This is a genomic window from Hymenobacter crusticola, from assembly GCF_002154225.1.
Classification (GTDB): Bacteria; Bacteroidota; Bacteroidia; order Cytophagales; family Hymenobacteraceae; genus Hymenobacter; species Hymenobacter crusticola.
Map to the genome: position 1 here is coordinate 73,907 of NZ_MTSE01000019.1, position 23,508 is coordinate 97,414.

The following is a 23,508-nucleotide window of genomic DNA, read 5'->3' on the forward strand; positions in this document are numbered from 1 at the left end:
CCCAAACAAGGCCATCAGGCTCTACCAATAACCAATTCATTAACAATAGATTGCCTCAACAATTTGCCCGCTTTTCTATGAAGCATTTTTTTGCTCAAGCTTACTGGCTTCTATTGTTTTTTCTAATACTGAGCCAGCAGGCAGCAGCGCAAACGCCGGGATTGGCAGCGGGGAGCGGCTCGCTCACGGGCACGGTGCTCGACTCGCTCACCCGGCAGCCGGTACCGTTTGCCTCCGTCGTGCTCTTGCTACCGGCCCCTGCCGAGAAAGTCGTGGCCGGGCAATCGGCGGACGAGCAGGGGCGCTTCGAACTCACGAAGCTACAGGCCGGCCCGTATCGCTTGCGCATCAGCTTCGTGGGCTACGGCGTGCGGACTCAACTCGTCACGGTGACCGACAGCCGGCTGGCACTGGCGCCCATTCAACTGCCCGCCACGGCCCAAAAGCTAGGCGAAGCGGTCGTCGTCGCGCAACGGCCGCTGATGGAAGTTCGCCCCGACCGCCTCGTCTACAACGCCGAGCAGGATGTGACCAATGCCGGGGGCACGGCCCAGGACGTGCTGCGCAAGGCCCCGCTGCTGGCTATTGATGGCGACGACAATGTGACCATGCGCGGCAACAGCAATTTTAAAGTGCTGGTCAATAACAAGCCCTCGCCGACGCTGGCTGCTAACCTGAAAGAAGCCCTTAAGAGCATCCCCGCCGACCAGATCAAATCGGTGGAGGTCATTACTACCCCGCCGGCCAAGTACGACGGCGAAGGCACGGCCGGCATCATCAACATCGTCCTCAAAAAGGGCACCAAGCAGGGCCTCAATGGCACGGTAAGCGCCAATGCCGGCACCCGCAGCAGCAACGGCAACAACTCGCTCAACTTCCGCCAGGGGAAGGTGAACTTCACCTCCTCGCTCAATGGCGGCCTGAACTACAACGGCCGCAGCACGTCGAGCAGCGAACAAGTCACCTATCGCAGTTCCCGCAACGACACGCTGCGCCAGGACGGCACCGGCCACACGACCGGCTACTACGGCTCGGGCTCCCTCGGGCTCGACTATGACCCCCTTGAGCACCACAGTCTGTCGCTCAACGGCTCGTTCTTCCGCTACGGCGGTACCAACCAATCCGGCAACCTGAACCGCTACACGACGCTGTTGCCGGGCTTCAGCCCCCTGTTTCTGCGGGATACGCGCTCGACCTACCAGGGCGGCAACGCCGAAGTAACCGGCACCTACACCCGCACCTATCAGCAGGCGCGGCGCGAGTGGAGCACCATTGTGCAGTACGCGTACAACGGCAACCGCAATGGCTACGAATTCAATCAATTCAACCATGCTGACCGACCGCTCGAGGTGAGCCAGGCCAGCTACCGGGAACGCAGCACCACGCGTCTACCGGGCCACGAGTACACCCTGCAAAGCGATTACACCCTGCCCTTGGGGGAAAAGAAAACCCTGGAGTTTGGCCTCAAGGGTATCCTACGCCTCACGGGTTCCCAGGCGCAGGTCGATACGCTGTTTCCAGTCCAAGCCGCCGAGTATGCGACTTCCCGGTACCGCGGCACCGCGTTTGACTATCGCCAGGACGTGGAAGGGGCGTATGCCACCTACACCTTCAACGCCACGGAGAAGTGGCACGTAGGCGTGGGTGGGCGCGTGGAGCGCACGGGCTTGTGGGCCGAGTTTACGAACACAAACACCGGCATCCCCTACCGCAGCTACGTCACGCCGCTGCCGAACGTCAACCTGAGCTACACACTGAGCAAAACCAGCAGCCTGCGCTTGGCCTACAGCCGCCGCATCAGCCGACCCTACATCTACTACCTGAACCCCTACGTCAACCGCAGCAACCCCATCAGCTACTCCTACGGCAACCCCAACCTAGACCCCGAGCTGACACATTCAGTGGAGTTGAGCTACAATAACTTCATCAAAACGACGTCCTTCAACGTGGCCCTGTCGGTGCTGCGCACCGGTAACTCCATCGAGCAAGTAAGCTTTGCCAGCACCCAACCGCTGCGGCCCGTGCCGGACGAGATTGTACCAGCTCCCAATCTGGTGCTGACCACCAGCGCCAACGTGGCCCGTAACACGGCCTTTCAGCTCAACGGCTACGTCTCGGCCAAGCCCACCAACAACTGGAGCCTCAGCCTGGGCGGCAACGTGGAGTACCTGCTGCTGCACAGCACGGCCCTGGACTTAACGCGACGCGGCTTCGCCGCCAACTATAACGCGAACACCGCTTACAAAGCGACCAAAACGCTGACGCTGCAAGGCAACCTCCTCCAGATCTTGGCGCGGCCGACGCTTCAGGGATATAACAGCGGCTTTATCTACTACGGCCTGGGCCTGCGCCAAACGCTGCTCAAAGGCCGGGCTGATGTGTCGTTCAACGCCCAGTACCCCTTCACCGCGCGGCGCACGTTTGGCAACGCGACGACCACACCCGCCTTTTCGCAGAACAGTCGCTTCGCCAACCAGCAGCGCCAGTTTCGGGTGGGCTTCGCCTACCGCTTTGGGCAACAGCAGGCCACGCGCCCGCGCAAAAGCATTCGGAATGACGACCTCAAAAGTGGCGGGGGTGGCCAAAGCAGCGGGGGCGGCTAGCGCCGCCAGCAACGGGTAGGCAACTCGCTCGTTGCACCGGGTTTAGTCGGCACTGAACGCGGGAGCGCCGCCAACGACGTAGCACCTTGCAGTGCTTTGGACAAGCTTGGGTACCGCGTCGGTTTATAGCAGTTTCGACCCCGATGCTTTGGGCGCAAGAGCCGTGACCAACTTGAAAAAGATAGTAGCCAGTCCTTCTTTAAAATGATGTAACGCTAGTCACACAAGACGGCGGCTCCTTTAACAACTAACTCCCCTCACTCAGCCCTCTCGAATGGTCGCCCAGTCTGTGTCTAGGATAGCAAAAAGGTAGTTATTGACCCAGGTCCCTCGAACAGGTGAACCTCGTCTTTTGCGGCCTTCGAGGATCATTCCGACCTTCTTTAGTACCCGGGTAGAGCCAACGTTTTCTACGGCACAGCCCGCCTCAATACGGTGCAACTGGAGGTAGTCGAACCCATAGTTTAACAAAGCGTTTAGCGCTTCGGTGGTCAATCCCTGGCCCCAATAAGAAGGCAAAAATTTGTGCCAGCCTTCTGCATTCTTAAAGTTTACTTTGCCGAGGTTTAACGCAATCAAGCCGACAAATTCCGGGCTACTTGCTCGTTCTACTGCTAAAATAGAAGCAAGCCATAAAATTTCACACCCTGCAAACGACCTTTCGCAGCACGTAAAAGGACTGTGCCTCATTAACCACTACCCTTTGCAAGCGGGGCCGTAGCGAGAACTTTCTCACAGGCGGGGCAAGTAAAGCTGCACGTCGAACAGATCCGTTGTACTGGCTTTGCCGCGCAGGGCTTGCCCTCCTAGGGCCGTAAACTGAAACTCGGGCTGCTCACCCAGCTGTTGCCGCAATGCGACTGAAATCAGAAAGCGGCTACCTAGGCTATTGCACTGGGCCTGAATGCGCGCCGTGGTATTGAGTACGTCCCCGTGGTAGACTACCTCCCGATGTTGCGTGCCTACTAGCACGGTGGTGACTATACCGCCATGCGCCCCGGCCTTGAAGGAGGGCACCACCCCGTACGCGGCTTGGTAGGCTTCGTGCCGCGCGGCAATCGCCCGCTGCATCTCGAAAAAGCACTGCAGGCAGTTGGCGTACTGCCGTCCCGTCGGTGCGGGCCAGGTGACTACTACTTCATCGCCCACGTACTGGTACACCTCCCCACGGGCCGCTGCAATGGCTGGGCTCACGTCGCGGAAAAAGTCACACACCAAGCGGCTGTAACGGTCATTACCGAGGAGTTCAGCTAGGTGCGTCGAGTCCTTCAGATCGACGAAAAGGAAAATGCGCTCTTCGGTTTCCGGCTGCTGATAACGGCCTTGTAGAAGCTCTTTCAAGCGACGACGGCTCATGCCCTGCAACAGTTGTCGGAGCAGGGTAGTTACCAAGACTGCGAGGGCATAGACAATGGGGATTAACAACACCTGTCGCCACGGTTCGGCGGTGGTGCTGGCTGGCTCTGTCCAGAGTTGCGGCAATCCTAAACGGTGCGCGATCAGGCGAAAGCCACCGTAGAGCAGCAGTAGCAGGAAGGCGTGCCCCATGCCTTGCAGGGCCGTGGCCAAGCGCAAGGGCAGGCGTTGTACCAGCGCGGGAAACACGAGTACCTCGAGTACGCCTAGCGCCCAGCCGATCGGCAGTCCAACCAAGGCCAGTGGCAGCAGGGCCCGCGTCGGGACCCACAGCAGCAGGGCTAGGGATAGTAAGATTCCGACGAAGGCGCCCCCAATACTGCCAATAGTTTGCAGCACATACCGGCGGGCGGCCCAGAACCGGGCCGAACGAGCCGCAGAAATCGTACGAGAAGTAGGCATGTGCGAAGACGATAGCCACTGCGCACTGGCAGCGAGCTGCTGAAAGGAAAGCAAGGTGTTTGTGACAGGAGGCGAAAATGTACGCATCCAGTTGCTCATACCAACTTAAAAGACGATTTGTGCAGCTAGTCACCTGACGAATTCTTAGTATCCGAGACGGATGAACGAGAAGCTTGCAATCAGCTCTGCGCGTAGAACCGATGCTTTTCTACTTTCGAGCTGACAGGCCAGGAAATGCCTTGTGCGTGTCAGTAGCTGGTTGTTCTCTGTTGTTCCGTCAACTCAGTTGGCGTTAGCCCGAAGGTTTTCTTGAACGCGAAGGAAAAGTGCGATAGGTTTTCAAACCCCACCTCCAAATACACCTCTGAGGGTCGCATTTCTCTCTTTGAAAGGAGATAGTGCGCTTGTTCTAACCGCTTGTTTTGCAGCCACTTTTCCGGCGTAGTTTCAAATATTTTTGTAAAATCTCGTTTGAAGGTCGATAAGCTACGTCCCGCCAGTTTGGCAAACGAGGCTAAGGGAATGTTGTATTTGAAGTTATGATTCATGTACGTTTCCAAGTCGATCTTGTGCGGCTCCTGAAAATCAAATAAGAAGGTTTGATAGCTCAGCCCCGCTTGTAGCAGCAACTCAATGGCTTCATAGGTTTTGAGTTCCGCCATTTTCGCCGTGAGTTTTTTCGGCTGGTCGATATACGGCAACAGAGAATCAAAAAAGCCTTTCAAGAACACATTACTGGTTAGGTCCAGCATCGCGTTGCCCCGGTAAGTGCTTTGCTTGGGAATACCATTGTCAGCGGCGTATTGCTGCAGCGTCTTTTGGTCAAGAAACAGGCTGATCAACGAAGGCGGCTCTCCCGTTGGCCCTACTTTTTTCAGCTTCTTGAATAACTCATTGCGCCGCAGCAGACCAATGGTGCCTTCTTGCATGACAAAGGTCCCCTCGTTGGAAAAGTAATGCGACTCGCCCGACAGCATGATGCCCAGCGCGTGGTCCGGGAAGTAATGTTCACTGCTTTGCATTTTCTGATGACCACGCGCATACAGGAGATTATGGTGCAGAAAGACGGTGTCCATAGCTGCTTACTTTAGTTGACTCATGATTAATTGGTCCATCTGCTTGTCGGGCAGAATCCGTTTCAAGCATAATAAAAGCCGGGAGGCTAGTTGGGAAGTGGTATATCGTGCTTGGGGGCTTTTGGCTTCGATTCCTTTCTTGACCAGTTCCGCAATTACGAGGGGTTCGGCGACATTCTTCGAGAGCCGGGTAAATAACTGATGGGTTTTCGTCGTCAAGTCTTGGTAGGCGGTATGGCCCGACACTTTCAGCAGAATATCGGTGGCAACATTTCCCCATTCCGAACGGGTAGCGCCGGGCTCCACTACGATGACGTCGATGCCGAATTCCTTCACTTCATTGCGCAGACTATCGCTCAAGGCTTCCAAGGCAAATTTGCTGGCGTGATACCACCCCCCGAGGGGAAACGCAATCTTACCGCCCACGGAGGAAATGTTCACAATCTTGCCGTAACGGTTTTCTCGCATCTTCGGCAACACCAGTTGGGCCAGGCGCATGGCCCCAAACACGTTTACTTCCAACTGGTAGCGGGCATCTTGCATGGGCAGATCTTCGATGGCTCCTTCCAAGCCAAAGCCGGCATTGTTGACCAAAATATCAACACTGCCTTCTGCTTCGACAATTTGATTGACGCATGCCACCACGCTTTCCTCGTTGGTGACATCCAGCGCCAAGGGGGTAATGCCGTAGCTTTTCAAGGCCTGCATATGGTCTGTTCGGCGCGCGCCCCCATACACGGTATAGCCATGTTGGGCAAGATAAATAGCCGTTGCTTTGCCAATTCCAGCCGAGGCTCCCGTTACTAATGCTGTCTTTTTCATGTGTGTAGGAGTTTTGTTGTGTAAAATCTACATTACAAAGGTACCGTCAGGCCTGCCGGGGCTGTTTTGTTGAAACGTCCAAGGTTGTGTGCTGAAAAGGTCAACTGACGAATAGTTTGCCGGCCCTGTACGGTCTGTTGCGCGTGCTTCCGCCCGTAGCGTCGCACCGATAGCTAGTGCTTACTTAGTAGTGCACCTAGAAATTAGCTTTCCAGTAGTGAAAATCACTCGGTGCTCCACGCTGCGGATTCAAACCCCACTACCTAGCTAGTAGCCCGTCGTGCTTCACCCACCCCCCTCACGCCTGCGAAATTTCTTATGTGTTGAGCAGGCTGCCTATTATGAGCGCTACCACGTTGCTTCCAGTTCGAAACAACTTCCCCGCTTCTTCTACCTTCGCCTGAAGGGTCTACCGTTTCGGGGGTTCAATTCACTATTGCCCGGCTTCACCACAGCGTACCACGGCTTCACTGCACTATTATTGGACGGCGTCGGGCCTTTGCAGACTTTTGAATTCGTTAGCCGCAAACGGCACCTAGGTTCTACGCCCTGGTGACACCGTAAAATCCTTGTGCTATGACTTCTTCAACTGCATGAATGCCTCTACTCAGCCTCTGGCGGCTCCTCGGGTCGTGGACTCAGTTTCTCCGTGGCTAGCGCAGGAGCCCCGGCTGCGCTGGCTAGGTATCGTGACCGTGAGCTTGCTGCTAACCGTTACGATGCGCAAGGCGGACACACTTGCCTTTTGGCAAGACTTCCTAAGTCATTTCGTGGTGACGGCCCTGTATTGGCAAGGGAATGTGGCTATTTTCATTTTTCTGCGCCGCCGATTGCCCGGCTACAAACTGACGGTGCGGCGGGTCGTGCTGCACGTGCTGCTAGGCAGCGGCTTTGTGATGGTCGCGACGCTGTTTAATGCGTGGCTGGAAGTTCGCTTCGAGGAACCGGGTGCCGCTTTTATGCCTACCTACTGGGGCAACCTGCGCTTCAGCTTACTCACAACCTTGCTGATCACCAACGTGTACGAAAGCGTCTATTTCTTTCAGGAATGGCGCAACTACTTTATGCGCGCGGCGGCCCTGGAGCGCGAAAATGCCATTAGCCGCCTCGAGGCGCTCAAGCAGCAAGTGGATCCGCACTTTCTCTTTAACAGTCTCAATACGATGGCCGCCCTCATCGGCGAGAACGAGCCGGCCCAAGAGTTTTTGGGCGCCTTGGCCAACGTGTACCGCTACATCTTGCTGAGCAAAAAGAGCACGACCGTTTCTCTGAGCGAAGAAATGACCTTCGTGGAGGCGTACGTGTATTTAAACGCCATACGCTTTGGGAAAAAGATTCAAGTACTGAAGGAAATAGACCCGGCTGCGCTGCAACTGCGCGTGCCGCCCGTAGCCGTGCAGATGCTGATTGAAAACGCCATCAAGCACAATGCTATTAATAGTCGCTTTCCGCTCCGTATCATGATTCGGGCAACCGAGCAGGCCCTGAGCGTGACCAATACCATGCACCAGAAAACGGTTCTGGAGAAAAGCACCCGGCAAGGGCTGCAAAACATCGTCAGCCGGTTTCAGCTGCTGACGGACCGTCCAGTACTTATCGACAACCGGGGCAGCGAATTTGAAGTTGTCCTCCCCTTGCTCACCCATCCGGAATGAAAACCATCATCATCGAAGACGAAGACCTAGCTGCTCAGCATCTGCAAAGCCTGCTGCGCAAGCACCCGGCCGTAGAAATAGAGGCCGTACTGCCCAGCGTGGCCGAGGCCGTGGACTGGCTGCTGAACAACCCCGCCCCGGAGTTGATTTTCGCCGATATTCAGTTGGATGATGGCTTGAGCTTCGAAATATTCGACGCGGTGCCTGTGCGCAGTCCCATCATTTTCACGACCAGCTTCGACGAGTATGCCCTGCAATCTTTCGCGCTGCTCAGCCTGGACTATCTGCTCAAGCCCATTCAGGCGGCCGACATTGCGCGGGCCCTGGAAAAGCACACCTACTGGCTGAGCAAGGCCACCACCCAGGAGAAAGTGCAGGACAGCGACGCGCAACTCCTGAAAATGCAGCAGCTCCTGGAGCAGCTCGCCCCCACTCAGTCCCGCTATCGGCACCGGCTGCTGGTCACGGCCGGCGAGGAGCTGCTGCCGGTAGCCGTAGACGATATTGCCTACTTCTACACCCTACACGATATCGTGTACCTCGTGCGCCACGACGGGCGCAAGTTTCCCCTGGAAAACAAGTTGGAGCAGCTGGAAAAGCAAATCGACCCCGCGTTATTCTTTCGCCTGAACCGGCAGTACCTAGCCTCGCTCAAAGCTATTGACCGGATTTACAGCTATTTCGCGGGCAAGCTGAAAATTGACTTGCTGCCGCCGCGCCAGGAGGAAGTTCTGGTCAGCCGCGACCGGGTCCCCCTGTTCAAGCGCTGGTTGCAGTAGTTGGTCTTCAGATTCGCTGTACCGGATGCAATTAGAACCTTACCCGGCGGCATTCCCTCTTATTTTTTTGGACTAAGTAATAGGAGCTGTCTTTTAGAAGCCTAGGCTTGGCTGTGGATCACCGAACCATCGGGATGCCGCAGTTGGGCCTAGGCTTCTTGTATTAGCGCCTGAATTGAAGATGCGTCCATGCTTGGGCACGTGCTGGGGTCTAATACAGCTAGGGAAGAAGGCATGTGTTTATCGCTTGGGTTTGCCGAAAAAGGGCGCAGTGCCGAATGCGGGTCGCTAGTGAGGGCGGCCAAGGTAAAGCTGGTTCGGGCCCTAAATGCGACCTGACTACTCGGCTATTATTCCTCACCGAGGAGTAGCCGTCGGCGCGTTTCTCCCGGCTTTACTGCGGCGGAGCCCGGCTTCACCGCAGTATTTAAAAATAGGCATACCCTGGGCTCTTCCTTTGAATCAGCAACACGGCTAGGTAGCATTTCTGCCCTCGCTTGCTGCCTGAGCGAACCGGTGAGTGCCGATTCGTGGATTCACCCCTTAATCGAACAAGCCCATGTTTACTTCGCTCCGTTCCCAGTTGCTCGGCACTTTTGCTGCGGTCGCCCTAGCTTTTCCGCAGGCAAGCTGGGCGCAAGGCTATCAGGAAGGCGTTAATGTCAGCTCCGAGTATATGCCGCTTTCTATCAAAGACGCAGAGGGCAAGCAGCATGAGTTCCGCGCCAGCATCAGCCGGTTCAATATGGGGATACCCTACTTCCTCAAGCAAGACAAGTCGCAGTACCTGATTCTGGGAGTGCAAAGCGAAGCGTACTCGTTTCACGGCACCCGGCCCGGCTTCCATGTGAACAACCTTTATTCGGTGACTCCTACGCTGGGGTACAACCGCCGCCTCTCGGACAAGCTGCGGATGGATGCCATTTTCTTGCCCACGCTGAGCTCGGATTTCCAGCGCATCAAAGGCGCGGACGTTCTGTTCGGCGGCATCTTGCGGGGCGTCTACCAAGTGAAACCCAACTTTGCCCTTCGCGGCTCTTTGGGCTACCGCGAGCAGCATTACGGCGCGCTCTATATCGTGCAAGTGGGGCTAGACTGGCAAGTTTCGGAGAAGGTGCGCATTTTCGGTGACGCCCCGACCAGCCTGACCATCAACTACACGCACAACCCTAGGTTGAGCACCGGCTTCGACCTGCTGGCGGGCAACAGCAGCTACCGCTTGGCGCAGCAGAACCAGTACGTGCGCTACTCCTTTGCCACGCCGGGGGTATTTGCCGAGTACAATATCAAACCCGGCCTCGCCTTGCGCGCCAAAGTAGGCTACTCGCTTATCCGCAACCTAGAGGTGTTCAACGAAACCGATAAAGCCGACAACGTGGACTTCGTTGTGCTCGGGAATGAACCCAAGCCCATCAGTCCGGAGATTGAGAAGGGCTTGGTTTTCCGCCTCGCCCTGAGCTACCGCGTCTTCACTAAGTAGCGCGGTTTAGCGGCGAGGTAACTCACCCGGCCACCTGGCCTCGACTTCCCTTTCATACGCCACCCGCTCTGCAGTCCTGCCGCTTGCCCTGGCTTCACCAGGTTGTGTCAGCACCAGGTTAGCGGCGCGCTGTGCTCGAAAGCCTAATTATTCCCTGCCCACTGACGCATGTACTCCCTCCGCCACTACGCGCTAGGCTGGAATCAACTTTCTCAATAACCCTTAACAACAACTCTTTATGAAAACCCTTTGGATGATCCTTGGACTGCTTGGCAGCCTGATATTGCAGGCCTCGGCCGCTGATGTAGCTCCTCTGCGCGAGGCCATTAGCCTAGCCCGTTATGCTGGCACTGATGGACGGATTCATACCCTAGCTGTGCTCGAGGACGATGGACAGGCCGTAAGTGGTGTAGACCTCAGCCAACTACTCAACCGCTACGACGCCTATTCCCTGGATGTGCTGCTAGGCTACTCGCACGAAGATTTAACCCGCCGCATCGAAGCAGAAAATTCCCGCGTTAAGCGCGCCTACACCGACCTACTGCCGGCTGTAGCGGGCAGCCACCACCCCGCACTCGGCATTAACTACACCGAGCATGGCCGCGAAGCCCGCATGACCGAGCCCTTTCTGTTTCCGAAAATGGTAGCTACCAGCGCCGCCGTGCACCAGCTCACCTACCAACCGGAGTGGCTGCTGGACTATGAAGTAGAGCTAGGCGTGGTCTTCGACCGCACCATCATGGCCACCACATCACTGGATGAAGTCCGGGTGGGTTTCCTGGTTATCAATGATTTCACGGACCGCGCCTCCCTCATGCGCCACATCAACACCAAAAACCTCGGGAGCGGCGCGGGCTTTTCCGACGCCAAAAGCCTGCCTAACTTCTTTCCAACCGGTCCCTACGTGGTGGTGCCCCGCCAGTGGCGCACCTTTTATCAAGACTTAGAGCTGCAGTTGACTGTTAATGGCCAGCCGCGGCAGCAGGAGAAGGCAGAGAACATGGTCTGGAAGCTGGATAAGATTGTTGCCGAGGTAGTCGCTACCCAAGGCCAGAAGCGCTGGGAAAGCCACCACCAGCCTGCCGCGCTCTTCGACGGCGATGGTATTCCCAAAGGAGCCGTGCTGCTAACTGGTACCCCCAGCGGCGTAGCCTTCAATGCGCCGGGCGGCGGCTTCATCGCCGGGGCCATCACCAAATCCATCTTCACCTTCAGTTGGTTGCGGGGGCAGTCGCCTATTGCCTATATGAAAGAGCGCCATATCCAAGCACAGCGCCGCAAACCACTTTACCTCCAGCCGGGCGACGTAGTGGTGACTTCCGTCTCAAAGCTAGGTCACATCACAACCACCATCCAGCCGACAACCGCAACGGCCCGCCAGACTAAACGCCCCTAAGTGTTGGATTAGTAGGAACTTGGAGCAATGAGTTCAGCAGGAGAATCCTTTAAATGACCAATGAAACTCCTGTTACAAACACCATCAGTCCGCACTCTAATGGAACAAGAGCCGCTTTCTAGCGGAATGGTTCAGGAGAACGACCGTTTTCTTGAACTTAGCAAATGATAAACGAGTGAAGCAAGGTGTTTGCTCATTTTGACTCCTGCCATTGCTGGGCTGCTGTTTTATGCCGCTTGACGGTATACCTTAATACGCCAGCAAGCGGTTCACAAAGTCATCAGCAGGTTATCTGCTTGGCCGCCCTAACTATAAAGTGCTAACGTTCAAGCAAGACATAAGCTATCTTTTTCCACGAGCCGGGCCATAAGCTGTACTTGGCTACGGCCTGCAGCCGAACGGCGGGGGTGCGTCGTCCGCCTTCCTTGGCAACGATGCGCCCTCGCCGTTGTCCCGTGACCAACCGGGAACTGAAAGCTAGTTTCGCAGTGGGCGGAATCAGTAAATCGTCTCTTGGGCCATGAGCCCGCGTCGGTAGCCGGTGTCGGTCGCGGCTGGGGTGGCTGGGGCGCCCGGGCGGGTGAGCAGCAGCAGGCGCCAGTCCGCCAGTGCAGCCCGGCGGATGGGCGCCACGTGACGGGTATACACGTCACTTTCCACCCAGCGGCGGAAAACACCTAGGTTCCGGTATTCGACTAGGGCGACGGCGTCCCACTGCTCGCCGGGTAGTCCGGCTAGTTGCGCCTGGGCCGCGCCGTGGAAGACGATGGTGAACGCGGCCGGGTCGTTGTACTGCATAAAGGCATCAATGTACGCCTGGTACGCTTGCTGGCCGGTCCGTGGCGGCTGGGCGGCCGGGTCATCGTAGGCGGCTTGGGCGCGGTAACGCAGCAGATTGAGCATCACCACGGGTTGATTGGCGGACAAGGTGGCCGCGGCGGCCAGCAGCGTGTCAAAACGCAGGTCGGGAGGGGTGTCTAGCATGGTAAGAAGCAGGGGTAAGAAGACCAGTAAAAACAGGCTGCAAAGCACGCCTCCTACCTGCTACTATCTCCTTAAACTACTTTAAGAACGCGCCGGCGGCGTATGCTTGCGGCGCAGCATGCTCAAAAACTCCGGCGTGATGCCTAGGTACGCCGCAATGTGCTTTTGCGCCACGCGGTGCAGCAGACGCGGGTACTGCCGATGGAAGCGCAGAAAGCGGGCCTCGGCAGTGAGGCGCAGCATCGCCACTAGCCGGCGCTCGAGCAGCTGGTAGCCTTTTTGGGCCAGCAGCCGAAAGAAGCGCTCAAACGGGGGCACGTGGGTGCACAGCTGCTCCAAGTCGTGCAGGCTCAGCGAGAACAGGCTAGTCGCTTCCAAGGCTTGCAAGGACAGCGTAGCCCGGCCGCCGTCAAAAAAGCTGGCCGAGTCGGTGCACCACCATCCTTCGGTGGAAAAGGCGAGGTTGTGTTCTCGGCCGTGGGCATCGGTGGTATAGGTGCGGACGCAGCCGCTTACCACAAACCAGAGACAGGTCGCCCGCTCGCCCGACACCAGCAGGTGGTCCCCACTGGCTACCTGCTGCGTGCTCAGCAGCTGGGTGAAGCAGGTGGCCTCCTCGGGCGTTAGGATGATGTCGCGGGCTACGTTGTCGAGGATGGGCTGGTACATAGGTAAGTGGGAGGCTTTAGGAACGAGTGCCGGCAGCGAACAACCGGCACCCGAGCAATAGCGGTAACTCTACCGGCTGCGGGCCGTTGCGCTGGTGCGCTTCCTGGAAAAGAAATCTGCTCTAAATGGGAGTCGGGTTTCGAGGAGTAGCCAGGGTTAGCGCTTTCCCCCAAACCGCCTACGCTAGCTGCTTGTTGCGGGGCAAGAGAGGGGCTGAAAGGCTGTTCTGTGCGCTATCCTGACTAGGGCAGGCCGTACACCTTCGACTAGGCCCGCCTATCGGCGGCAGATCAACCCTGCCGTTGCGTATACTAACAGCTTTTCATCACGAATCTGTCAGAAGACATCCCCTGGAACGGAGCCTAGGTTACCGCTGACCAATTCAAAGGGGACGCTTGCTGAAACGATAGGCGGATGAAAATGCGTGCCTGTTCAGTCGAGCGCTCATTAGACAGGCGACGCCGTCGTGCCTGATCGAGGCTTGCCCACAATAGTTTGATGATGCGTCATTCCCCATTCACTTAAGGCCCCTATCACCGTTTGCAGGGTGCGGCAATAGGCGGTGGCGGCGTATTCCACGGTGATAGGACGTGTGTTGCAGACTGTGCGAGTTATTAGCTGGTGCTGCTCCAGCTCTTGCAATTCTTTGGAGAGAATGCGCGGCGAAATGCCGATTTCGCGGCCCAGTTCTTTGAAGCGGTAGGTGCGCTCGAGCAGAGCCGACAGAATCACGAGTTTCCATTTGCCCCCAATGACGTCGAGCGTATCGGCCACGGCGCGGTGCGTGGAGCGGCAGGTACTAGCAGAGGTGCTCATTTGGCAAAGGTATTCTATTTGTAACCGGTATCCTTTAGATAACCGATAACAAAAGGGCCAGTGCGTGCTGCTACTTTTGGGCTCGAAAAATAGCTCACTCAATCTGTTGCCAGCGTACCCGCCGACGAGCTGAAAGAACGGCTCCGCTCTCTTGTCGGGTGGCGCCGAACTGCTTCAGCAGGGCACGCAAAAACTAGCGGTAACTTACTTTCTATGAACAATTTGCTTTCTGCCGTGGCCCCGGTGGCTGCTGCGCCTGTGCCCGTTATTTCGGTTAGCCCCGTCGTACTCGCGGCCCCGGACCGGGGCGTCGATTTGCACGTGCGCGTGTCCGCGCCTGCTCGTGGCCACCAACTCCCCGTGCTGGTCTTTGCCCACGGGTTTGGCTCCTCCTCGGATGGCTACGCCCCGCTCGCGCACTACTGGGCGGCGCGCGGCTTCGTGGTCCTGCAGCCCACATTTCTGGATTCGCGCACGCTCCAGCACAACCTTCCGGCGGAGCACGGCGCGGCTCTCAACGCCTACCTGAGCGACCCGCGTAAAGCGGTGATGTGGCGGTGGCGGGTGGCGGATGTGAAGCACGTCCTGGATCAACTAGGCAGCATCGAAGAGGCTATGCCCGGCCTGAAGGGCCGCCTGGACCACAGCCGCATAGCCGCGGCCGGGCATTCGTTTGGGGCGCAAACCGTGGCGATGTTGCTCGGGGCGCGGGTCATGGCGCCCGACGGCAGCCTGCTCGAAGACCTGTTCGACCCGCGCATCAAAGCGGGCGTACTGTTAAGCGTCGGGGGCCGCGGAGGCCAGGACCTCACCCCGTTCGCCGCCGAGCACTTCCCGCACCTGAACCAACACTACGCGACGTTGCGCACGCCGACCTTGGTGGTGGCGGGCGACCAGGACCACTCGCCCCTGACGCACCGCGGCCCCGACTGGTTCACGGATGCCTACACGCTCAGCCCGGGCGCCACGGGCCTAGTGACCTTGTTTGGCGGCGAGCACATGCTAGGTGGCATTTCCGGCGAGCGGGTCACAGAAACCACGGACGAGCACCCGGCGCGGGTGGCCGCCGTGCAGCAGCTGACGTGGGCTTACCTGCGCAGTGCCCTCTTCCCCGGCGATACGGCCTGGGAATCCGCCTGCGCCGACCTACAGAACCGGGCTCAGCCGCTAGGGCGAGTACAAGAAAAGCCACTTAATAGTTTTTCTTAGCTACTCCTTTCGCGAAATGAGTTCTGGTAAGAAAGGCCAAAAAGGTGTCTTTTGGTGTGAGTAAAGCACTTTTACAGTTGAGCGGCTTAAGCACCCTAACCTAGTGAAGTAGATGGGTGTTGGTAGCTTCCAAGCTACCACCCTAACGCTGGCGTCGCGGATTGATTAGGTCGCCGTTCATCAGGAAGAATAGCGGTTCTGTTTCAGCCTATTGCCGAAAAATACCTAGGTAGCCTCCGCCTGCTTGTAGGGAGAGGAAGTGAAGTCTGCCGGGTGACAGTAGCTCGCTTAATGACTCCCTGAGCCGGCGCGTCGGGGCTGTCAGCCAGCGTTAGGGCTTGATAGGTGCCCTTCCCCAGGAACGTGAGCTTCACAGGTAATTGCTGGCTTACCGTCCCGTTTAGGGCCGTTAGGTACCAGGTCGTGCCCCGACGGCGGGCCAGCAAGGACAGCGTACCTAGCTCGCTCTGCGGCAGCACGATGGTTTCATCCCACACCGTAGGGATGCTGGTGATAAACTCCCGGGCCGGGCTCGCCAACATCTCTTCCGGGTTGGCCGCCACGCACAAGAAAGGCGAGGTAAAAGTGGCCATCGTCGCTACTTGGTGAGCGAGGGTGGTGCCCTGACCCAGGGGCCCAAAGGTGAGGGGCGTGTAGTCGCCGTGGCCCGCTAAGTAGCGCGTAAAAGGGAGGGCGGCGTCGTGCTCGGGCCATACCTTTTCGCTTTCCAAGCCGCGCACGGCCTCCCGCGACAGCTCGTTGGGCCAGGTGCGCGACTCGCCGGTCCGTAGTGTGGCCGTAGCACCAACCAATTAACAGGAAAGCAACGAGCAGGCGTGCGGTTTTCATAAGGGTAGCTTTTATTAAATAACCGGCACTTGGATGGTTGCTTCGCCGGTTCGGGTGGGCCCTAGGCGCCGCAGTTGCCGCCCGTTGCGGAAGCCACACTGCGCCGCAATGCTTTCCTGGGTGAAGGCGGGGTTGTAGCGCAACGTAGCTACCAATTCCCGGCGCAGGGCCGTGGTACACGCGTGAGTGCTCAAGCTCGAAGATCCAGCAAGTAAGGAGCCAGAGCAGTTGCAGAACATGAGTCAACTCAAAGCTAGGGGGCTCGCTATTACCGTGCGTCAGATCAATGAGCACACGGATCTACAGATTAATAACTGGGCAAACAAACCTTTTGACACGAACTATAACCAAGGCTACCGCCAGTTACCACAATCGTTGCTCCCGCTCGATCGGCTGTGCTGTTACAGCCGCTAGTAAAGTTGAAGCCATACTAGTTAGATCGTAACGTAAGCCGCTTTGCCGCTCGTAAAGGCCACTAGCGATATCTTGCGGGAGGAATCGTTGAATTTTTCCTACCCAGTAACGATGGCCTGCCTCGTAGGCAGGATTACCGCTTATTCGATGCAACTGATAATATAGATGAGCAATACCTGCTGCACCTGTGTAAAACGCAGACGTATGCACGCTCGTCATACCTTCCTCTTTGCGTAACAGAGTGTTCAGGCCCACTAGTTCAGCTAACCAAGCTAGCTCCTCATCCTGCAGTAGCATACACGCTTCGTATAAAAGCAGCGCTTGACCTAAATCGCCACCGCGCCAAGTAAGCTCTTGGCTATCTCGTATTTGGTCAGTATCAGAAGTAATAGCATCAGGAAACATACTATAAATACCCTCTGAGAAATCAACTTCTCGTCTAGTAGCCAAGATGGCTAGGATACGAGCCTTAATAGCTTTCAGCAGGATCGGCTGCTGGATGCCAGCCTTATAAAGTCTAATCAGTTGCAACGCTTCGCCTGCTAGCCCATCACCCAGACCTAGTATTGTCAAACCTTCTTTAGGTTCGCTTCGAATAGGCAGCAGCAACGTCCACTTATGGTTATCGTCAGCAAGCTGCGCTTGCTCGAACAATCTGTTTAACGTAGCGGCAATACCGCTGGCCGGTAGACGCAATTGGAAGTAACGCAGGATACGGAAGAAGAATCGCTTCTGCGTTGCCTGGTGATCAACAAGCAATTGTTGCGCTTGAGTCAGCAGTTGGCTATCAGCGGCCGCTAGTAGTTCCTCCGCCTTGATAAAAGGCTGTTTATTCTTAGCAAACCAGTGAGTAAGTTGTGCGATACCCGTCAAATCTAGAATGGAGTCTACATCCCAGATTGGTCGCGAAGAAGACACAATATAAGTCAAGCCTTGTACAAAGAACCTTTGAGCATGAGCTAAGTCTTGCTCATGCTCAAAGGTTTTATAAACGGTATAATAATAAATACTTAAATCGATACTTTCTGATAAAGAAGTAACAATAGATAATTTATTAAAAATAATGGCATGGATATCTTGCCAAGATTTCATAATACTTTGGCTTTCGGGATAAATAGATAGCAGCCGAGGAACTTTCATTATTACAAAATAAGTAAATTACATAACAGATGTAATAATTTATGAATTTATAATACTTATTTTTATTATAAACTTACTAAAGTTATGGTTATCGCCATGTAATTGTAAGAATACTCGTATCTATAATAGTTTCTAAAATAGTAGATCCTCTACTTGCGCTTGATTGACGCTGACTGAACTTTACGACCGTCGTTTTCTGAAACTTCAATTTAGCTGTAGTAGTTGTGTTCATCATGTGTTTTAGTGAAATAAGTAGCGTTATAGAGCTGTGTTGTGTTTGATGAAATAAAGGTATGAAGGCACTTGGAATCTACCGCACACTTTACACCAACAGGGCGAATTGCGGTATCAAACCAGCTAAAATGGGTTCCTGCATAAAGTATTGGCTTGCGCTTCTTGACAAGCAATTGGCCCCCTACTTCCAAATAGTACTTAGCAACGCAAAGGCATAGTTGAAGATTTTATGGTTGCGTTACACATACAAATCGCTGACGGTCAAGTATTAATGATAAATATTCGTAATGCCATGGCTTCAAAGATGCCATGGCTTGATGCGATTAACAGTACATCCTGATTTGCCTCTACCCGCTGAAGTAGCCTCCTGCATGCCTACGTTAGCTATCTTCGTCGCTATCCGCACGGCCATCCCAACACGTCCGTAACACAACTATTGTATGCTTTTCACTCGAACCCAAGTCAACGTTATCTGGCAGCACTTACTGATCTGGATGTTGTATATTATCTATGAACATTCAATCTCAATTATTGCTGGTCAACAGCAAATAAATTATGGAGAAGTGATATTAAATTTTTCGTTATATGCTTTATTGTTTTATGTAAATGCTCTCCTATTACTTCCTTTATTATATGCCAAAGGCAGGTATATATGGTATGGACTATTTCTGATAGTCTTATTATTGGTCTTCTGTAGCACTAAGTACTTTCTTAATATCGTTGTATTGCCTATTTTAACTAACGAACCTTTGCACAGCTTTGCTTCAGGTAAGTTATTCTGGTCACAGGCGTTATATCGCGGAGTCTATTTTACTTCATTAAGTTTCGGTTATTGGTTCGCTGTGCATGCAATACAATTGGAAAGGCAAAAGCGTCTGCAAGAGCAAAAATTGCGGGTAGCTGAGCACAATTTGATGCAATCGGAAATAACATTTTTACGAAGTCAGATTAATCCGCACTTTCTTTTCAATACCCTGAATTTCCTGTACGCACAAGCTTACCCGCATTCAGAAGAAACCGCCAAAGGGATTCTGTTGCTGTCGAATATCATGCGCTACGCACTCAAGGACGAAGAACACGAAGGAAAGGTGATGCTAGAAAGTGAACTTAAGCATCTAGAGAATTACATTGCCATCAACCAACTGCGCTTCGATAACAAATTACAAGTTCATTATGAAGTACTTGGAAGTGTACAGTTTATGATGATTATCCCACTGGTCCTGATTACCTTCGTCGAGAACTGCTTTAAACACGGTGACTTATCCGATCCGCAGAATCCATTGGTTATTCGACTCCAGATGGTAGAAAATCGACTATCCTTTTTTACGCACAATAAAAAGCGGACAGGACCCAAGGAAAAGACAACAGGCATTGGCCTAGTTAACACGCAGAAGCGATTAGAACTTGCTTATGCTAATCGTTACACGCTGGCGGTGCAGGATGAGCCAGAATTCTTTAGTTATAAACTAGTTATTGAGCTATAACGCATGATCTCGTGCTTGATAGTGGATGATGAGCAAAGCGCCATCGACCTGCTGAAGATGTTCATTGCCAAAACGCCATTTTTGACGTTGGCTGCCAGTACCACCAATCCCCTCGAAGCGCTCGGCATTGTCCAAAGCCAACCGATTGATTTGGTATTTCTCGACATTCACATGCCGCAACTCTCGGGGCTAGACTTCATGCGCCTAATAAAGGGCAAGAGCCGGGTAGTTCTTACTACTGCTTACAGCGAATTTGCCGTTGAAGGATTTGAGCTAGAAGTATTAGATTATCTACTTAAGCCTATTGCCTTTGAGCGCTTCTTGAAAGCCGCCCAGAAAGCCTTGAATGTTTTCGCGACCCCCTCAGCCCGCTGGCAAGCGCCAGTGGAGGAAGCTGACGACTATATCTTCGTGAAGACAGAAAACAAGGGCAAGATGGTCAAAGTAGATTTTCAAGATATCATCTACATCGAAGGGATGAAAAACTATCTGTCCATCAATACAGCAGAAGAAAGCATTGTTACGCTATTGAACATTAAGGACTTAGAAGAACGACTGCCAGCAAAGAGCTTTATGCGGGTGCATAAGTCGTACATCGTTTCTTTAAACAAAATTAGAGCACTTGACGGCAACCAGATTTTGTTCAAGGATATTAAGTCATATGTGCCGCTAGGCGAAACGTATCGTAACGCCTTCTTTGAAGCATTACAAAAGAAGGTAATGAGCAGTAAAAAGTAGCTCACGGTACAGTAACTTGCTGTGACTGTCGTACTTGACAAGACTGATAGTAACGGCTTAGAAAGTCGTACAATACTAATTCATGAAGCCGAGCCTGCGCTGGAATTAGTCGGTTTAATAGCATGTGAATGTAACTACCCAGTAAGCGAGCTTGGGATAATCCGTCACCATTTTCAGACAATTGTTGGCGAATAGCCGTAGCTAGCTGCTGAAGTGACGCCGGTGCCAGAACTGTGGGGGTAAGCGTTTGTGCAATCACTGAGCGGTACAGGCGGTATTTTGCGTCCAATTGACTTTTCAGCGGCTTGTCCATGCTAAATTCCTGAGCGAAAGACTCCCGTAGCTCCTGTAGCAGCGTAAGTTTCTGTTCCAACGGAACGGTGAAAGCCTCTAACAGCTCATCTATGGCGTATAGGCCCCACTGCCAATAGGCAGTATCGTCATCTCCAGTAAACTGCTCCAGATCACGGAGTAATGCTATACTTTGGTAGTGAAATAGACTTTCGGATAGGACAATAGTGCGTGGGCCATAACGCTCTAGTTCTCGGCAGTAAGTATCGGTTTGGCTCTTCCAGATGTAACTGGCACCCAGACAGGGGGCTAAGTAGTTGCTAATTAATTGTACTGTCTCACCCAAGCGCTCGACGACTGGCAGGTGGAAGCGCACTCGTAGATGATTATCTGGATCAGCATAACGAATAAAAAACCACTTGTCAATCAGCTGCCGTTCCTGTAATTCCTGTGTGAGTGGACGCAGAACCTCGCGCAGAATACGGTTAGCCATTTGCGGTCCGCAGTACCATTTATAATATAGCCATTCTGAGCCAAGCGCGAAGTTGCGTGGTACGTCTTCGTCCGCCAGTGCTGCTGGTGTGAGATTGACTGCTGGGTAACAAGGCATGTTACGCACTAACAGAGCAAGTAGCTGCTGTACATGTGGCCGGTGTTGTTCGTCGCGAACGGGACTAGTTGCAGGATCAAATAGGAATTCCTTAAGCTTAATGGAAGGACGCTGGCGAATAGTGTCCAGCCAGACTTGGCGGAGCAAGGGATTCTCAGCGTCAACTAGTAGTTCGTGGTCTCCATCAGCCAAGGTGAAAAAGCGCGGTAATTGCCATTGCGCTTGAAAAGCCCGGAAATGTACCTCCTGTTCCGCTAGGGGCGCGGTTAACAACGTCTGTAGGTCACTAGCTGCAAGGTGCCAAGTAGCTCCTTGCAGCACAACCTGCTGGTAAGTAAGCCGAGGGAAAAATTTTGTTTCTAACGTCGCAGTTTCCCATCTGACACCTAAATGCGCCTGTAAACCTTGCGTTTGTAAATCACATAGAAACTCATAGACAGGCAAAGCTTGATGGGAGAAGTTATGCGCTGTACTCAGCCGCGGTACGATTCGGTGGCCCGTCTCCCGCGAACGTAGGATTAACTGACCCTGGCGGACGGACACCAGAAGATCTTGCACTGCTATTTGGTTTTCATAGGGCTGGGTGGACTGAGCCAGGTACGGAATTTCAAAGTCGCGAAAAGACGGCCGTAGCAAGATGTTTCCAATGCGGCTCACGGGTAGGTGACAGATTTCGGCGAAAACTACTGTGGAATTCTGCCGTTGCTCATGGGCCGTGATGTCGCGCACGATCGTCTCAAGAGCAGGATCTGCATGAGCGAAACGACCCAGCAGATTTACAGCGCTAGATCCACCTACGCTATCAAGGACTAGCTGTTCGCCAACTACCCGGAACAGGATGCTCAAAGAAGGTGGTAGCGGATCGGCAATAGGCGTAAAGGACTGCACCTCATCGGGGGTAAGATCAACGGTATAGTGGTGTTGCTGCTCCGCCTCGCGCAGTTTGCGGGCTAGAAAGCGCTGTACTTCGTCCTGTTGTTGCAAGACGTCGGTAGCTGTTTCGGTCAGATAAAGATCGTAAACCAACGGCGAGTAGCTATGCTTGCCATAGTCGGAATAAGATAAGCCGCTCTCCGTATCCAATGCTTCCAGTAGTGGTACCTCCTGCTCCTCATAACGCTGCTGAAAGCGTTGTTTGAAATGTTCTAATCGGTGATTACGAGTGGAGCGACTTAAGTAAGTTAAAGCCTTCACGGCTTCTAAGAGCGTGTCCTGTAGCGTATGGTCTAGAGTTGATGCCACCTCGTCTACCCCGCAAATCAAATCGGTCTGGAACAGCTTATCGGGCTCAATTGGCACCTCTAACGCCCGCAGAGCTGCGGCAATCCGTTGGTAACTTTGGCTTGTGTTAACTGTCTCCTGGTCAAGTATCTGCAGTTGCTTAGCAACTGCAGTAAGTAAATCCAAGGCGGCACTAATTTCGTCACTGGGTACTGCTGCGTGCATGCAGGCTAATACTTTCTGAAGATGCAAGAGATACTCTGGACCTGTGACAGTAGGCTCTAGTTCACTTACAAGTAGTTGTGAATCAATCAGGGTCTGCACAAAAAAACTTGCTTCTTCCATATCAACCGATTCTTCAGCAATTAGAAGTTCTAGCAAGGCTTCATAAGTTAGCCCACTACGAGCGGCCGCTAGTATTTTCAGAAGAGGTGAAGTCACCTCCACTGAGCTAATTTGATGCACCCGCTGACCGTCCACATAATAATACTCCACATAGCGAAGTTCGGTACCAAGTTGATACAAGCTCGTTTGGGGCCAATAGCGAAGTAGCGGTCGAATGGTAGCCTTTTGCGCTAGGTGTTGTGCCAGAGCACACAGGTAATGCATATCCAGGCGCGTGTGGCGAGTATTTCGAGCGGAGACTAGTTGCACATGGTTTTGCGCACCCCATCGGATAACGGAGCAGCCAGCGAATAATCCAAAGGGTGTGCAACGACTGCGCATCCGCGTGTAGTACCGCGTGAGGGTAGCACATAACCTAGCCACCTTCTTCGGGTCGTGTAGGGTGCCAGCTTGCCACTTGCAGCATTCCTCATATAAGCCAGGGGATGCTAGGTACAATGCTTCCGCAAACTGCTTGTCGTTGAGTGCTGTCAGAATAGTATTCTCATCAAAATCAGTGCTGAATGCTTGCGCGGTAGTTCGAAGAATTAGGTTAGGATGAAAACTGTATAAATGCTTCATAAAGAACACATAAGAGTACGCAAGAAATAAAGCTAAAAAATACGGCTGTGTAAAATGCTCAGTTTTCCTGGGATAATCTAGTGAAACGACAGACTACCACCTAGCTTTTATCCCCGCTTTGTGCTGCGGCACGAAGCCCACTACACCACATCATTACGGCACATTTCTTAATGACCATGTGCTGATTTGTTCAAATAGCTTGGTCCGCCTTACGAGGGTAATTGTACCGGGCAAAAGGGTGTATATCCCTGAAA

At 53.9% G+C, this 23,508-nt stretch carries 19 protein-coding genes; 8 read left to right on the forward strand and 11 right to left on the reverse strand.

Annotated elements, in window-relative coordinates:
- Positions 1-77 precede the first annotated feature (77 nt).
- Positions 78-2,603, forward strand: coding sequence for a TonB-dependent receptor domain-containing protein (locus tag BXP70_RS23055; RefSeq protein ID WP_086596484.1), 2,526 nt, complete (start codon positions 78-80; stop codon positions 2,601-2,603).
- A gap of 261 nt (positions 2,604-2,864) precedes the next feature.
- Here BXP70_RS23055 and BXP70_RS31095 read toward each other — a convergent pair whose 3' ends face one another.
- The 4 genes from BXP70_RS31095 to BXP70_RS23075 all read right to left on the reverse strand — a co-directional run bounded on the left by BXP70_RS31095 (position 2,865) and on the right by BXP70_RS23075 (position 6,319).
- Positions 2,865-3,293, reverse strand: a complete 429-nt coding sequence (locus BXP70_RS31095) for a GNAT family N-acetyltransferase (protein WP_086596485.1) — start codon at positions 3,291-3,293, stop codon at positions 2,865-2,867.
- A gap of 42 nt (positions 3,294-3,335) precedes the next feature.
- A complete protein-coding gene (locus BXP70_RS23065; RefSeq protein ID WP_179197794.1) occupies positions 3,336-4,421 on the reverse strand; it encodes an adenylate/guanylate cyclase domain-containing protein in 1,086 nt (361 codons plus the stop codon).
- Positions 4,422-4,669: 248 nt separating this feature from the next.
- On the reverse strand, positions 4,670-5,497 hold the full coding sequence (locus BXP70_RS23070; protein WP_086596487.1) for a helix-turn-helix domain-containing protein: 828 nt from the start codon (positions 5,495-5,497) through the stop codon (positions 4,670-4,672).
- A gap of 6 nt (positions 5,498-5,503) precedes the next feature.
- Positions 5,504-6,319 (reverse strand): oxidoreductase, encoded by an 816-nt coding sequence (locus BXP70_RS23075; protein WP_086596488.1) that lies wholly within the window; start codon positions 6,317-6,319, stop codon positions 5,504-5,506.
- 593 nt (positions 6,320-6,912) lie between these two features.
- On the opposite strand from BXP70_RS23075, the gene BXP70_RS23080 reads away from it, so the two are divergent.
- The 4 genes from BXP70_RS23080 (at position 6,913) to BXP70_RS23095 (ending at position 11,629) form a co-directional block, all read left to right on the forward strand.
- Positions 6,913-7,974, forward strand: coding sequence for a sensor histidine kinase (locus BXP70_RS23080; protein ID WP_086596489.1), 1,062 nt, complete (start codon positions 6,913-6,915; stop codon positions 7,972-7,974).
- Positions 7,971-8,753, forward strand: a complete 783-nt coding sequence (locus BXP70_RS23085) for a LytR/AlgR family response regulator transcription factor (RefSeq protein ID WP_086596490.1) — start codon at positions 7,971-7,973, stop codon at positions 8,751-8,753. The genes BXP70_RS23080 and BXP70_RS23085 overlap by 4 nt, the downstream gene beginning before the upstream one ends.
- 559 nt (positions 8,754-9,312) lie before the next feature.
- The gene (locus BXP70_RS23090) at positions 9,313-10,233 is read left to right on the forward strand and encodes a DUF6268 family outer membrane beta-barrel protein (protein WP_086596491.1); all 921 of its coding nucleotides are present in this window, start codon (positions 9,313-9,315) and stop codon (positions 10,231-10,233) included.
- 238 nt (positions 10,234-10,471) lie between these two features.
- Positions 10,472-11,629, forward strand: a complete 1,158-nt coding sequence (locus BXP70_RS23095) for a fumarylacetoacetate hydrolase family protein (protein ID WP_086596492.1) — start codon at positions 10,472-10,474, stop codon at positions 11,627-11,629.
- Positions 11,630-12,127: 498 nt separating this feature from the next.
- On the opposite strand, the gene BXP70_RS23100 is transcribed toward BXP70_RS23095, so the two are convergent.
- The 3 genes from BXP70_RS23100 to BXP70_RS23110 all read right to left on the reverse strand — a co-directional run bounded on the left by BXP70_RS23100 (position 12,128) and on the right by BXP70_RS23110 (position 14,098).
- Positions 12,128-12,613: a DUF1330 domain-containing protein gene (locus BXP70_RS23100; RefSeq protein WP_086596493.1), complete on the reverse strand. Its 486-nt coding sequence runs from the start codon at positions 12,611-12,613 to the stop codon at positions 12,128-12,130.
- Between the two features lie 81 nt (positions 12,614-12,694).
- On the reverse strand, positions 12,695-13,282 hold the full coding sequence (locus BXP70_RS23105; RefSeq protein WP_086596494.1) for a Crp/Fnr family transcriptional regulator: 588 nt from the start codon (positions 13,280-13,282) through the stop codon (positions 12,695-12,697).
- A gap of 447 nt (positions 13,283-13,729) precedes the next feature.
- The gene (locus tag BXP70_RS23110) at positions 13,730-14,098 is read right to left on the reverse strand and encodes a winged helix-turn-helix transcriptional regulator (RefSeq protein WP_086596495.1); all 369 of its coding nucleotides are present in this window, start codon (positions 14,096-14,098) and stop codon (positions 13,730-13,732) included.
- Between the two features lie 213 nt (positions 14,099-14,311).
- Between BXP70_RS23110 and BXP70_RS23115 the strand changes: the two genes are divergently transcribed.
- The gene (locus BXP70_RS23115; RefSeq protein ID WP_086596496.1) at positions 14,312-15,307 is read left to right on the forward strand and encodes an alpha/beta hydrolase family protein; all 996 of its coding nucleotides are present in this window, start codon (positions 14,312-14,314) and stop codon (positions 15,305-15,307) included.
- A gap of 203 nt (positions 15,308-15,510) precedes the next feature.
- On the opposite strand, the gene BXP70_RS23120 is transcribed toward BXP70_RS23115, so the two are convergent.
- The 3 genes from BXP70_RS23120 to BXP70_RS23130 form a co-directional block, all read right to left on the reverse strand.
- Positions 15,511-16,119, reverse strand: a complete 609-nt coding sequence (locus BXP70_RS23120; RefSeq protein WP_086596497.1) for a glycoside hydrolase family 97 catalytic domain-containing protein — start codon at positions 16,117-16,119, stop codon at positions 15,511-15,513.
- 51 nt (positions 16,120-16,170) lie between these two features.
- The gene (locus BXP70_RS23125; protein ID WP_143436643.1) at positions 16,171-16,350 is read right to left on the reverse strand and encodes a hypothetical protein; all 180 of its coding nucleotides are present in this window, start codon (positions 16,348-16,350) and stop codon (positions 16,171-16,173) included.
- 169 nt (positions 16,351-16,519) lie between these two features.
- A complete protein-coding gene (locus BXP70_RS23130) occupies positions 16,520-17,710 on the reverse strand; it encodes a glycoside hydrolase family protein (RefSeq protein ID WP_143436644.1) in 1,191 nt (396 codons plus the stop codon).
- Positions 17,711-18,384: 674 nt separating this feature from the next.
- Here BXP70_RS23130 and BXP70_RS23135 point away from each other — a divergent pair.
- Complete coding sequence (locus tag BXP70_RS23135) at positions 18,385-19,428, forward strand: sensor histidine kinase (protein ID WP_086596500.1); 1,044 nt, start codon at positions 18,385-18,387, stop codon at positions 19,426-19,428.
- A gap of 21 nt (positions 19,429-19,449) precedes the next feature.
- Complete coding sequence (locus tag BXP70_RS23140) at positions 19,450-20,166, forward strand: LytR/AlgR family response regulator transcription factor (RefSeq protein ID WP_245849725.1); 717 nt, start codon at positions 19,450-19,452, stop codon at positions 20,164-20,166.
- A gap of 1 nt (position 20,167) precedes the next feature.
- Here the strand turns inward: BXP70_RS23140 and BXP70_RS23145 are convergent, their stop codons facing one another.
- A complete protein-coding gene (locus BXP70_RS23145) occupies positions 20,168-23,254 on the reverse strand; it encodes a lantibiotic dehydratase (protein ID WP_086596502.1) in 3,087 nt (1,028 codons plus the stop codon).
- Positions 23,255-23,508: the final 254 nt, after the last annotated feature.